Raw genomic sequence first — 12128 nt, 5'->3', positions numbered from 1 at the left:
CTCGATCGAGGGGCTTTTTGTTCTGTTTGACATCCCATTGGGAACTAGGCCCCCATATCCTGTTTTTCCACAGATTTTGTTGATAACTTAGAAGGTTCATAAGCCCTCCGAAGCCTAATTAAAAAGGGTATTCTTTATATTTGTAGGATTTGAAAAATTCTAGGTAAATACAGAGAATATATGAGCGAAGAAGCTAACAAGAAACAATACTCGGCGGATAGTATCCAGGCCCTTGAGGGCATGGAGCACGTACGTATGAGACCTTCCATGTATATTGGGGATGTAGGGGTCAGGGGGTTGCACCATTTGGTATATGAGGTGGTGGACAACTCCATTGATGAGGCCATGGCCGGTTATTGTGATGCGATAGAAGTAATCATTAATGAAGATAATTCCATTACTGTTAAGGACAACGGTAGGGGTATACCTGTAGGGTTGCATAAAAAGGAGGGAGTTTCCGCCTTGGAGGTGGTTATGACCAAGATCGGTGCCGGTGGTAAATTTGATAAAGATTCGTATAAGGTTTCTGGAGGTCTCCATGGGGTAGGCGTTTCCTGTGTGAATGCCTTGTCCAACCATCTAAGAGCCACCGTTTATAGGGAAGGAAAAGTATGGGAGCAGGAATATGAAAAAGGGAAGGCCCTTTATCCTGTAAAAAGTATCGGGGACAGTGATGCCACGGGAACCGTGGTCACCTTTATTCCGGATGATACCATCTTTACCCAGACCACGGAATTTAGTTATGAGACCCTTGCCAACCGTATGCGTGAGCTTTCCTATTTGAACAAAGGAATCACCATCGACCTAACCGATAAGAGAAACAAGGACGAAAAAGGGGAATTCATTCATGAAACCTTCCATTCCGAGGAAGGACTGAAAGAATTCATCAAGTTCTTGGATGGTAACCGTGAGCCGCTCATTCAGAGCGTGATTTCAATGGAAGGGGAGAAGAACGGAATCCCTGTGGAAGTGGCTATGGTCTACAACACAGGTTATACCGAAAACCTTCACTCCTACGTGAACAACATCAACACACACGAAGGAGGTACTCATCTTTCCGGCTTTAGGAGAGGTTTGACCACAACGTTGAAAAAATATGCCGATAACTCCGGCATGTTGGACAAACTAAAATTTGAAATTTCCGGGGATGACTTCCGAGAGGGTTTAACAGCCATTGTTTCCGTTAAAGTTGCCGAACCACAGTTTGAAGGTCAGACCAAGACCAAATTGGGTAACCGTGAGGTGACCAGTGCCGTGAGCCAGGCCGTTTCCGAAATGTTGACCGATTATTTGGAAGAGCATCCAGAAGACGCCAAACAGATCGTTGAAAAAGTAAAATTGGCCGCACAGGCCAGACATGCTGCCGCCAAGGCACGCGAAATGGTGCAACGTAAAAACCCAATGAGTGTTGGGGGATTGCCCGGTAAACTTTCCGATTGTTCAGAACAGGATCCAACCAAATGTGAGGTGTTCCTAGTTGAGGGAGACTCGGCAGGTGGTACCGCCAAACAAGGAAGGGACAGGAACTTTCAAGCCATTCTTCCGCTTAGAGGTAAGATCCTGAATGTGGAAAAGGCCATGCAGCACAAGGTCTTCGAAAACGAAGAGATCAAGAACATCTATACGGCCCTTGGGGTCACCATTGGAACCGAAGAAGACAGCAAAGCATTGAACCTGGAAAAACTGCGTTACCACAAAGTGGTGATCATGTGTGATGCGGACGTGGATGGTAGTCACATCGAAACGTTGATCCTTACCTTTTTCTTCCGTTATATGCGCGAATTGATCGAGGGTGGACACGTATACATTGCCACACCTCCTTTGTATTTGGTGAGAAAAGGAACCAAGCGGCGTTACGCATGGAATGATAAGGAACGCGACGAGATTGTAGCGTCCATGAACGGTGGTGTCAACATTCAGCGCTACAAAGGTCTAGGTGAGATGAACGCGGAGCAACTGTGGGATACAACCATGAACCCGGAGTTCAGGACCTTGCGCCAAGTGAGTATCGATAACGCTACGGAATCTGACCGAATCTTCTCCATGTTGATGGGGGATGAGGTACCACCAAGACGTGAATTTATCGAGAAAAATGCCGTCTATGCTAACATAGATGCATAGATAACACCTATTTCACAACAAAAACTCGCCCCTGAAAGGCGAGTTTTTTAGTTTTAGGAAAAATTTTACAAAATGAAGAAAATTGTTTTGTTGATGGCCTTGGCCTCAATAACCCTGGGAAGGGCGCAAGACCTGAACGATATATTTGTTTCAGGTGTAGCTGATGCAGAACGTTTTGCCAATGCCTATTTGGCTCCCGTTTCAGAAGCATCCATTTACAGTATTTCAAACGGATGGTACAATTCTGCCGATTCCAAACCTTTGGGAGGATTCGAAATTTCCATTATTGGGAACATGACCGGATTTAGGAACAAGGACGACAAAAAAGCATTCCTTTTAAATCCGGCAGATTATGAAAACCTCGATTTTGTGCAGAATCCTGGTCAAGCACGCCTTGTTGCCACAGGTTTAGGAGATATTGAAGGGGTGGAAGTATTTGTTGAAGGACAGAACGGTCTGTTCCGAGAAGAGTTTGAACTTCCTTCCGGTCTTGCCTCCGAAAATTTGAATTTTATTCCCTCTGGTTATTTGCAAGGAAGTGTTGGATTGGTTAAAGGTTTGGAAGTAAAAGCGCGTTTTTTACCAAAGATCAAGTTTGATGATGACGCGAAAATTGGATTGTTTGGGGCTGGTCTACAGTACGATTTCACCAAAATGCTTCCGGCCGATAAGGTTCTTCCAGTGGCGATTGCTGCTGTGATAGGATATACCAACTTGGATGGAGAATATGATTTTACTGATTCTTCAACCATCAACGGTAGCAATCAGCGCATCGAAGCCAACTTTAAAACATGGAACTTTAGTGCCGTAGTGTCCACAACCAAAATTCCAGTGATCAATTTCTATGGAGGTTTGGGCTATATCACCGGTAAATCGGACATTGACCTTTTGGGTACCTATGAAGCCAGAGGGCCATTTTTCACCGAGACCGTTGTAGATCCATTTACGGTATCCAAAGATGTAAGTGGCGTTTCTGCCAATTTGGGAACCAAGATCAAGTTGGGATTCTTTAGGCTCAATGCCGAATACAATATTTCCGAGTTCAGCACCTTTACCTTTGGTATCAACTTCGGATTCAGATAAACATCAACTACCAACCGACCAACCAATAAAGAAGGCCCCAATGTTCGTTGGGGCCTACTATTTTCATATAAGTTGGTCTTCCGTCTATTCCCTAGTGGCGAAGACCGAGCCGTTCCCTAGGGCCAAAATTTCAGGATCTTGCGCTTTCAATAGGCTCACCGTAACATCGGTAACCTGTGGGTCGCCATATATAATGGTATAGGTGCCGTTGTCAACGGACCATTTAAAATCGGTGTAAAAAACCAGCCTGTTATTGGAATAGCTCTGGTACCTGCCCAGGTACACATCATTGAAAATCCATTCTTCCCGAGTGGTATCGCTACTCTTGTTGTCGATATTGGAAGTCTCGACTTTGGCCCAGATACCCAAAATGGGATCGTTGTTCTCTGGGATACTGCTACAGTTGCTTATGGCAATTATGCCTATAATGGACAACAATGAAAAGAGCTTTTTCATAGGTCAGTAGGTTAAATTGGTTTTGGGACTATTAGAACGTCCTTTTGTAGGAAAGTATTGCACCCATTTCTTCAAAATTGTTGTGAAATTCCAATTCTTCGATGAAAGGAAGCTTTTGTTAACATTTCACGATTCGGAAGATTTTGTGATTCTAACAAAATTGAGCAGCTAAAACTGGTGAAATTCAGTTTTTTTCTGCCTTAAATGCCGTATTTTTGAGCATTAAAATTTAAACTTATACAAATGAAAGTTACCGTAGTTGGAGCAGGCGCAGTGGGAGCAAGCTGCGCAGAATACATAGCAATGAAAAATTTTGCATCTGAAGTAGTTTTGCTGGATATCAAGGAAGGATACGCCGAAGGTAAGGCCATGGACCTTATGCAAACGGCATCTCTAATGGGTTTCGATACCAAAATTACAGGAAGCACCAACGATTACAGTAAAACGGCTAACAGCAACGTAGTGGTGATCACATCAGGAATTCCGCGTAAACCAGGGATGACCCGTGAGGAATTGATCGGAATTAATGCCGGTATCGTGAAGACTGTGGCAACCAACCTTTTGGAACATTCCCCAAATACCATCTTTATTGTGGTGAGCAACCCAATGGATACGATGACCTATTTGGTACACAAAGCTACAGGATTGCCTAAGAACAGGGTCATTGGTATGGGCGGTGCCTTGGATAGTGCCCGTTTCAAATACAGATTGGCCGAGGCTTTGGGTGCCCCTATTTCCGATGTTGATGGAATGGTGATCGGCGGCCATAGCGACGTGGGAATGGTTCCTCTTATCGGCCATGCCACACGTAACAGTATAAAGGTTTCCGAATTCCTATCCGAAGAGCAAATGAGCTGGGTCGTGGAGGAGACCAAAGTAGGCGGTGCTACCTTAACCAAACTTTTGGGTACCAGTGCTTGGTATGCCCCTGGTGCCGCAGTATCTTCTATGGTACAGGCCATTGCATGTGACCAAAAGAAAATGTTCCCATGTTCCACCATGTTGGATGGAGAATATGGATTGAGTGACATCTGTATCGGTGCCCCTGTGATTTTGGGCAAAGATGGTATCGAGAAAATCGTGGAAATCGAATTGTCCGATGCCGAAAAAGCTAAAATGGCAGAAAGTGCCGATGGGGTTAGAAAGACCAATGCACTTTTGTAGAAATAACCATATTTGACCGACCAGAGAATTTGTCATTTTGGGCATGATCGGACCTTGGGTTTGCTAAGATGTATCCAAGGAAATTCTGATCCGTCCGAAATGACATTTTAGCATTAACAGCAAAGGCTTGATACCTTTATTGCAATTACATCATTTTCTATTGGCAAATCTTATCGGAAATGATATATTTGCACGCTGTTTAAGAAAACTTCTAAAAATTTAATAATCAATGCAAAATAAAGGACTTATAAGGCTTTTCGCAATCCTTTTTGGCTTGGTGAGTGTCTATCAGTTGTCTTATACTTTCATCACCAATAAGTTGGAGAAAGATGCTGAGGACTATGCAGTTAGCCGAATTTCGGAAGCAGAGGACGATTATGTGGCCAAGCGTGAAGCTTTAGAGGCATCGTATTTGGATTCCATCAGTGACAACACTGTGTTGGGTTTTACGAGCTATGATGATGCCAAGAAAAAGGAGTTGAACAAAGGTCTTGACTTGAAGGGAGGGATCAATGTTACCTTACAGATTTCCGTTAAGGATATTTTGAAGGGATTGGCCAACAACACCAAAAACCCCGTGTTCAACAAAGCTTTGGCAGATGCCGACAACGCATCCAAAAGTAGCGATCAGACCTATTTGGAGCTTTTCTTCGAAGCTTTTGACAATCTCAAAGGAGACACCAAATTGGCGTCACCGGATATTTTTGCCAACAAAGGACTTAGTGACGAGATTAATTTCCAAATGTCCGATGATGAGGTAAAACCGATCATCAGAAGAAAGATTGATGAGTCCATCGTTTCTGCATTTGAGGTATTGCGTGAGCGTATCGATGGTTTTGGAGTAACCCAGCCGAACATTCAACGTGAAGGTAACTCCGGACGTATTTTGGTAGAATTGCCAGGTGCCAGGGATATTGCCCGTGCCCAAGAATTGCTTTCCAGTACCGCCCAATTGGAGTTTTGGGAAACCTATTCCCAAAGTAACCAAAGCTTGGGAACTTTCTTGGTGAACGCCAACGAAAGGTTGAAGGAAATCCTTAAACCAGAGGAAAAGAAAGAGAAAGTGGCAAAACCAGAATCTGAAATCGATTCTTTGCTATCCGATGTGGCCCAAGATTCTTTGGATATGACCCAAGAGGCCAACCCATTGTTGGGAAAACTGATTCCAGCCAACCCAGGTAGCCATGCCATTGCAAGGGCCATGGTCAGTGATACCGCCGAAATAGGTGGCTATCTAAGAATGCCTGAGATCAAGCGATTGTTGCCAAACGATATCCAATTCACCAAATTCCTTTGGGAAAGAGCAAGTAAGGATGTGGAAGTGGTGGAATTGTACGCTCTTAAATCCAACAGGGATGGAACCCCAAGGATCAGTGGTGATGTGGTTTCCGATGCACAGGATACGTTTGACCAGTTCAACAAACCTGCGGTTAGTATGACCATGAACACCCGTGGAGCCAAGGAATGGGAAAAATTGACCGGGGATGCTTATAACAACCAAACCGGTATTGCCATTGTTCTTGATAATAAAGTATATACCGCTCCCGGTGTTTCTTCGGGACCCATTTCTGGAGGGCGTTCTGAGATTACTGGTACGTTTACCGTAAACGAGACCAAGGATATAGCTAACGTATTGCGTGCGGGTAAACTACCTGCATCTGCAGAAATCATCCAGTCTGAAGTAGTTGGTCCATCATTGGGTCAAGAGGCTATCAACAGTGGATTTATTTCCTTCATCATCGCCATGGTGTTTGTCTTGCTATGGATGATTTTTTACTACGGAAAAGCTGGACTTTTTGCTGATATTGCTTTGGTTTTCAACATCTTGTTGATTTTTGGTGTATTGACCAGCCTTGGTGCAGTATTGACATTGCCCGGTATTGCCGGTATTGTGTTGACCATCGGTATGTCCGTAGATGCCAACGTATTGATCTACGAGCGTATCAAGGAAGAATTGGCCAAAGGAAAAGGAAAAGCACAGGCCATCGCCGATGGTTTTGGAAATGCCCTTTCCTCTATTTTGGACGCCAACATTACAACGGGCCTTACAGCTATTATTCTTTTCATTTTTGGTTCAGGACCAATTAAAGGATTCGCGACTACCCTTTTGATCGGTATCGTGACTTCTTTGTTCACTGCCATCTTTGTTACCCGATTGATGATCGACTCCTATACCGCGCAAAAAGGTAGAAGACTGGATTTCACTACAGGTATCACCAAGAACCTATTCAAAAACGTGAACATCGATTTCTTGGGAAAACGCAAGATAGCCTATATCGTTTCTGGAATTTTGGTTGCTATCAGTGTGTTCTCATTGTTTACAACAGGGTTGCAACAGGGTGTTGACTTTATCGGTGGACGTTCGTACCAAATCCGTTTCGAGAAAGTGGTGAATCCATCCGAGATTGCATCTGAATTGAACGATGTATTCGGTAGTGGAACCAGTGTTAAGACTTTTGGTGATGCCAACCAGATAAAGGTGACCACTCCATATAAAGTGGATCAAGAAGGTGTGGAAATCGACAATGAAATCCAGAACAAGCTATATACAACCCTTCAAAAATACCTTCCAGATGGAACTTCCTTTGAAGACTTTACCGTTGGGGCTTCCGAAAAATCAATCGGTATACTGCAATCCGTAAAAGTGGGGCCAACAATTGCCGACGATATCAAGAAAAATGCCTTCTTGGCCATTTTGGGATCTTTGGCGGTCGTTTTCCTATACATCTTATTGCGCTTCAGAAAATGGCAATTCTCATTGGGTGCCGTTGTTGCGGTATTCCACGATGTGATGATCGTATTGGGTATCTTCTCCTTGACCGGCAAGATCATGCCTTTCAATATGGAAATTGACCAGGCTTTCATCGCTGCGATATTGACCGTGATCGGTTATTCATTGAACGATACGGTGGTAGTTTTCGACCGTATCCGTGAAATTACCAATATAAAAGGTTTAAAAGGTGGAGAGAACATCAACGAAGCCTTGAACAGTACTTTGAGCCGAACCTTGAATACCTCGTTGACCACTTTGATCGTATTGTTGGCCATCTTTGTATTCGGTGGGGAGAGCCTTCGCGGATTTATGTTCGCCATGATCATTGGCGTGGTTGTGGGAACCTATTCTTCGATATTTGTGGCCACCCCATTGATGTTCGATTCGCTCAAGAAAAAGATTGCTGCTGCTACAGGAGCATAGTTTAAGTTTTTTAGATTACACCAAGTAAAGGGCCACACGCACAAGTGGCCCTTTATTATTTTATACAACCTACAACCCGATGTGTTAAAATGCGCTTTCCTTTCCAATAGAACCCTCTGGACGGGGATTCAATGTGTACAGATATTTTGGGGTAAGACCAGGTTCTGTCCGATGTGATACGAATACAATGGCAGAATCACTTTCTACCGCAATTTTATTGACCAAAGCTACAAACAGCGCAGCGTTGGCATCGTCCAATCCAGCTGTAGGTTCGTCCAAAATCAAAAGAGGAGGGTGTTTCACCATGGCGCGGGCCACCATCACCAATCTTTTGTCCCCAGCGGAAAGGTCACGGAAATAATCTTCCCTTTTATCATAAAGACTCAACAACTGTAGCCATTGGTGGGCCAGGTTTTTTTCAATATCTGTCGGTTGAACGTATAATCCGACCGAGTCGTGGAGCCCTGAGATGACCATGTTTTCCAAACTGTGGTATCCCTTGAATTTGTCGGTTATAGCGGGAGTGTAGTATCCAATTTTTTGTTTCAGGTCCCAAACACTCTCTCCACTTCCTTTTCTTTGTCCAAATAAAGTAAGGTCCTGACCATAACCTTTGTGGCTGTCCCCCGTTATCATGGAAAGAATAGTGGACTTCCCACTGCCGTTAGGGCCCATCAATTGCCAAAATTCTCCTTGTTTTATGGTCCAATCGATATTTTGAAGCACCTGTCGGCCATCAAAACTTACGGAAACCTTCTTCATTATCACCAATTCAGCATGCTCAGAAACCAATTTTTCCAAGGGTGGTGGAATACTGCCTTCAAAAATGACCGGGGCTGATTGATTCTCCTGCCAGAACATTTCGGGTGATTCGTAGGTTTTAAGGATGTCGGCATCCAATTTTAGGAAATCAGTGGTGATGGGTAATATGTCATCCAAACGACTCACCAGTTGGATCAAAATACGCGATGCACCAATCTTACACAATTGCTCCTTCAAACTTGCTTGAGTGGCCACATCCAAATTATCATACGGATTGATGAGTATCAAAAAATCAGGGTTTTTTTGTAGCAAATGATGAAGAAGTGCCTTTTTTTGTTCCCCACTGCTCATGGTCTTGAGGGATTGCGGCTTATCCTTGGTCAAAATTTTAATATCGTGCCGTTCCTCTTCTTCCATATAACGGTCAATTTCCGAACGGGAAAATAACAATCCGTGGAGGGTGTTTAGTTCAAGGAGCTCCTCAATGGGTTTTTGTTGAAGCAATTTTTCAACCACTTCTTGGGTGGTCGAGGTGTTGTTGGTAAGGATGGCGTAAATTTTGGGTTGATCCATGAAGTGGGCACTAAAATCCCAAAATTACGATTATCCTTGGTTTACCCGAAAAATATGGACCGGATTGTCTTTGTAGGTAGTGGTCTTTTCCAAAAACATTCCATTTTTTAGTGCTACTTTTTGGGAAGGAATATTGTCCACGTGGATGATGGAAATCAAGGAATCCGAAAAATGGTTCTGGAACGCAAATTGTTTGCATTTTTGAGCCGCTTCAAAAGCAAAGCCCTGTAACCAAGATTCGGGCAAAATGGAATATCCGATTTCCAGTTCTTGGATGTCATCAACCTCTTGAACCAAAAGTCCACAGATGCCCACTAATTTTCCGGATTGCTTTTGGATGAGTGCATTCATGCCGCCCAAATCCTTTTCATACCGTTCAAAAATACGATCAAACTGTATTTGACATGCTTCCATGGGGTCCGATGGCAATCCTTCCCAAAACTGAGTGGAACGGGAATCATAATAAAACGCAAGCCAATCATTAAAATCGGATTCTCGTATCCTTCGGAACAACAGTCGGTCCGTGGATTCATTTTCCAATAGATATTTGGACATCAGTTTCGGGTATAGGAAATGCTATCACCCACTTTTAGGCCCCATTGGTCTGATAATCCCGCATTGATTTCCAATACATATTTAGCGGGAAAATTGGATGGCAGGCTGGTTTCGTCATACGCTTTGGCATTTTTCTGAAAGCTTACGATTTTCTGATTTTCATCAATATAGATGATATCCAGCGGGAATTCTGTATTCTTCATGTAAAAGGAACGAACGCTTACATTAGGGAATATGAAGAACATGCCACGATTTTTTTCCATGGAAGGACGGTACATCAATCCAGTTTGTGTTTCGTATTCGGTTTCGGCTATCTCAATATCCAGATCCACCTTGGTGGAGTCGGATTGTATTTTCCAAATGGAGAGGTTTCCTTCCTTGGCAAAGGCAACCGTTTCGGTTTTGATTTCCGTTTTGCTATCCGTCTTGCAAGAAGTAAGGACCAATAGAAAAACCAAAAGCAATCTTTTTAAAACAAACATAACTTATTCTTTTTCAAGAGGCGGCCTGAACATAAAGAACAGACCGATGATGATCATAGGAATGCTCAACCATTGTCCGGTAGTGAGCACACCTCCCAAGGAATCTTCAAAACCGCCTTGGCTTTTCTTGAAGAATTCCACCACAAAACGAACAATGAACAAAAGGGCCATGAACAATCCGAAAAGATATCCGGGTTTGTCCTTTTTGTTGGTTTTCCAATACAATTGGTAAAGGATGATGAAAACAAAGATGTAGCAGATGGCCTCGTACAATTGTGCTGGGTGGCGGTAGGGAATGGATTCCAGTATGTTGGAAAATTCAGGGTTGTGCTGAATGGCTTTGTAGGCAGCATTTTCAGTGGTTTCCTTAGTCAATGACATGGCTTTGTATGCAGGCATATCGTCTGAATCCCTGATAAAGCGAGTGGCCAAAAAATAGGATTTGTCCACTATTCTCCCATTGATCTCTGAATTGAAAAAATTGCCCAATCTAACAAAACAGGCCCCAATGGCGGAAGGGATCACCAATCGGTCCAACAACCAGAGCATTTTAATATCCTTCCATTTTCTACAGTACAGCCACATCCCTATAATGGCGGCAATGGTGGCTCCATGGCTGGCCAAACCTGTAAATCCAGTAAACTCATAACCGTTGATGATTCCAAAGAGATTACCGTTGGAACTTTCCCTGATCGGAAGTAATATTTCCACTAAATGGTTTTTGTAGTAGTCCCAATCATAAAAGAAAACATGGCCCAAACGGGCGCCCAACATGATGGAAACCACGGTGTAGATGAAAAGGGAGTCCAGCTTTTCCATGGATTTCTTCTCGTTCTGGAAGATTTTTTTCATGATGAACCAACCCACCACAAAGGCTGCGATCCAAAGCAGATTGTAATATTTTATCTGTATGAAACCCAGCTTAAAAAGGGTTCCTTCGGGGTTCCAGTCAAATCCTAGGAAATACATCTACATAAATTTTGGACTAATATAACTACTTTGAATGGTTGATGGGCGGGATTAAGGAATTTTTGGCTTGGGTTACCAAAATATAACCCTTCTCATACCTTGGATTAAGGTACGGGATCATAACCGCTACCTCCCCAAGGGTTGCAACTGGCAATACGTTTGATGGACAACCACCCTCCTTTGAACAATCCGTGCTTTTTTAAGGCTTCCAAAGTGTAATGGGAACAGGTAGGGGTGTAGCGACACGTTGCAGGAAACATGGGCGAAATAAGGTATTGGTAGAATTTGACCAATAGAATAAACGGCGCTATCAAAATTTTCTTCATGAAAAACTCGGTAAGAGGATACAAGGTAAAAAAAAGCCCCGACAAAGTCGGGGCGAAATCTATGCTTCTTCAGATGCGTACTCAACAGGTTGTAGATGTTCCCGTTCCTCATCCGTAAACAGTCGTGACTTGATGACAAAACGCAATCCCAAAGGGATTTCCAGACTAAAACTGGAACCTCTTCCCGTAGTGATGTCCACGGTAAGTTGGGTGTGTTTCCAATATTCGAACTGATCTTTACTCATGTAAAAATTGCAACCATGAATGGTGCCCAATTTCACATCGGTTTCGTTAAGCATCAATTCTCCCTTCGGAAAACACATGGGCGATGAGCCATCGCAACACCCGCCACTTTGATGGAACATGAGTTCGCCATGTCTTTCCCTCAATTGGTCGATGATCTTTGTGGCCCTATCCGTTACCAATACACGTTCTGTCATA

Annotated in this window: 11 protein-coding genes; 4 read left to right on the top strand and 7 right to left on the bottom strand. The window is 43.4% G+C overall.

Annotated features, from left to right (window positions below; genetic code table 11):
• The first annotated feature begins 180 nt into the window (after positions 1-180).
• Positions 181-2121 carry a DNA topoisomerase (ATP-hydrolyzing) subunit B gene (gene gyrB / locus GTK07_RS09560; RefSeq protein WP_163635029.1) on the top strand — a complete coding sequence of 647 codons (1941 nt, stop codon included), beginning with the start codon at positions 181-183 and terminating at the stop codon, positions 2119-2121.
• Between the two features lie 72 nt (positions 2122-2193).
• The gene (locus GTK07_RS09555; RefSeq protein WP_163635028.1) at positions 2194-3204 is read left to right on the top strand and encodes a DUF6588 family protein; all 1011 of its coding nucleotides are present in this window, start codon (positions 2194-2196) and stop codon (positions 3202-3204) included.
• Between the two features lie 84 nt (positions 3205-3288).
• Here the strand turns inward: GTK07_RS09555 and GTK07_RS09550 are convergent, their stop codons facing one another.
• Positions 3289-3660: a hypothetical protein gene (locus tag GTK07_RS09550; RefSeq protein ID WP_163635027.1), complete on the bottom strand. Its 372-nt coding sequence runs from the start codon at positions 3658-3660 to the stop codon at positions 3289-3291.
• Between the two features lie 243 nt (positions 3661-3903).
• Here GTK07_RS09550 and mdh point away from each other — a divergent pair, with 243 nt between their 5' ends.
• Together mdh and secDF are read left to right on the top strand one after the other, a co-directional pair.
• On the top strand, positions 3904-4824 hold the full coding sequence (gene mdh, locus GTK07_RS09545) for a malate dehydrogenase (RefSeq protein ID WP_163635026.1): 921 nt from the start codon (positions 3904-3906) through the stop codon (positions 4822-4824).
• Between the two features lie 229 nt (positions 4825-5053).
• Positions 5054-8020 (top strand): protein translocase subunit SecDF, encoded by a 2967-nt coding sequence (gene secDF / locus GTK07_RS09540; protein ID WP_163635025.1) that lies wholly within the window; start codon positions 5054-5056, stop codon positions 8018-8020.
• Positions 8021-8104: 84 nt separating this feature from the next.
• Here the strand turns inward: secDF and GTK07_RS09535 are convergent, their stop codons facing one another.
• The 6 genes from GTK07_RS09535 to GTK07_RS09510 form a co-directional block, all read right to left on the bottom strand.
• Positions 8105-9355: an ATP-binding cassette domain-containing protein gene (locus tag GTK07_RS09535; RefSeq protein WP_163635024.1), complete on the bottom strand. Its 1251-nt coding sequence runs from the start codon at positions 9353-9355 to the stop codon at positions 8105-8107.
• Positions 9356-9385: 30 nt separating this feature from the next.
• The gene (locus GTK07_RS09530; protein ID WP_163635023.1) at positions 9386-9910 is read right to left on the bottom strand and encodes a GNAT family N-acetyltransferase; all 525 of its coding nucleotides are present in this window, start codon (positions 9908-9910) and stop codon (positions 9386-9388) included.
• Positions 9910-10392 carry a DUF192 domain-containing protein gene (locus tag GTK07_RS09525; RefSeq protein WP_163635022.1) on the bottom strand — a complete coding sequence of 161 codons (483 nt, stop codon included), beginning with the start codon at positions 10390-10392 and terminating at the stop codon, positions 9910-9912. The genes GTK07_RS09530 and GTK07_RS09525 overlap by 1 nt, the downstream gene beginning before the upstream one ends.
• Before the next feature lie 3 nt (positions 10393-10395).
• Positions 10396-11361, bottom strand: a complete 966-nt coding sequence (gene lgt, locus GTK07_RS09520) for a prolipoprotein diacylglyceryl transferase (protein WP_163635021.1) — start codon at positions 11359-11361, stop codon at positions 10396-10398.
• A 104-nt stretch (positions 11362-11465) separates the two neighbouring features.
• Entirely contained in the window at positions 11466-11687 is a 222-nt protein-coding gene (gene yidD / locus GTK07_RS09515; RefSeq protein ID WP_163635020.1) for a membrane protein insertion efficiency factor YidD, read from the bottom strand.
• Positions 11688-11746: 59 nt separating this feature from the next.
• Positions 11747-12127 (bottom strand): DUF779 domain-containing protein, encoded by a 381-nt coding sequence (locus GTK07_RS09510; protein ID WP_163635019.1) that lies wholly within the window; start codon positions 12125-12127, stop codon positions 11747-11749.
• Position 12128 lies beyond the last annotated feature (1 nt).

The organism is Flagellimonas sediminis, from assembly GCF_010500845.1.
Classification (GTDB): Bacteria; Bacteroidota; Bacteroidia; order Flavobacteriales; family Flavobacteriaceae; genus Flagellimonas; species Flagellimonas sediminis.
The sequence above is the reverse complement of the archived record's forward strand: the minus strand, read 5'-3'. Positions and strand labels throughout refer to the sequence as shown.

Excerpts from the sequence above, each read along its gene's own strand:
- GTK07_RS09550 (WP_163635027.1), bottom strand. The coding sequence starts at position 3,660 with ATGAAAAAGCTCTTTTCATTGTTGTCCATTATAGGCATAATTGCCATA.
- GTK07_RS09510 (WP_163635019.1), bottom strand. The coding sequence starts at position 12,127 with ATGACAGAACGTGTATTGGTAACGGATAGGGCCACAAAGATCATCGAC.
- secDF (WP_163635025.1), top strand. The coding sequence starts at position 5,054 with ATGCAAAATAAAGGACTTATAAGGCTTTTCGCAATCCTTTTTGGCTTG.
- GTK07_RS09530 (WP_163635023.1), bottom strand. The coding sequence starts at position 9,910 with ATGTCCAAATATCTATTGGAAAATGAATCCACGGACCGACTGTTGTTC.
- GTK07_RS09535 (WP_163635024.1), bottom strand. The coding sequence starts at position 9,355 with ATGGATCAACCCAAAATTTACGCCATCCTTACCAACAACACCTCGACC.
- GTK07_RS09555 (WP_163635028.1), top strand. The coding sequence starts at position 2,194 with ATGAAGAAAATTGTTTTGTTGATGGCCTTGGCCTCAATAACCCTGGGA.
- yidD (WP_163635020.1), bottom strand. The coding sequence starts at position 11,687 with ATGAAGAAAATTTTGATAGCGCCGTTTATTCTATTGGTCAAATTCTAC.
- gyrB (WP_163635029.1), top strand. The coding sequence starts at position 181 with ATGAGCGAAGAAGCTAACAAGAAACAATACTCGGCGGATAGTATCCAG.
- GTK07_RS09525 (WP_163635022.1), bottom strand. The coding sequence starts at position 10,392 with ATGTTTGTTTTAAAAAGATTGCTTTTGGTTTTTCTATTGGTCCTTACT.
- mdh (WP_163635026.1), top strand. The coding sequence starts at position 3,904 with ATGAAAGTTACCGTAGTTGGAGCAGGCGCAGTGGGAGCAAGCTGCGCA.
- lgt (WP_163635021.1), bottom strand. The coding sequence starts at position 11,361 with ATGTATTTCCTAGGATTTGACTGGAACCCCGAAGGAACCCTTTTTAAG.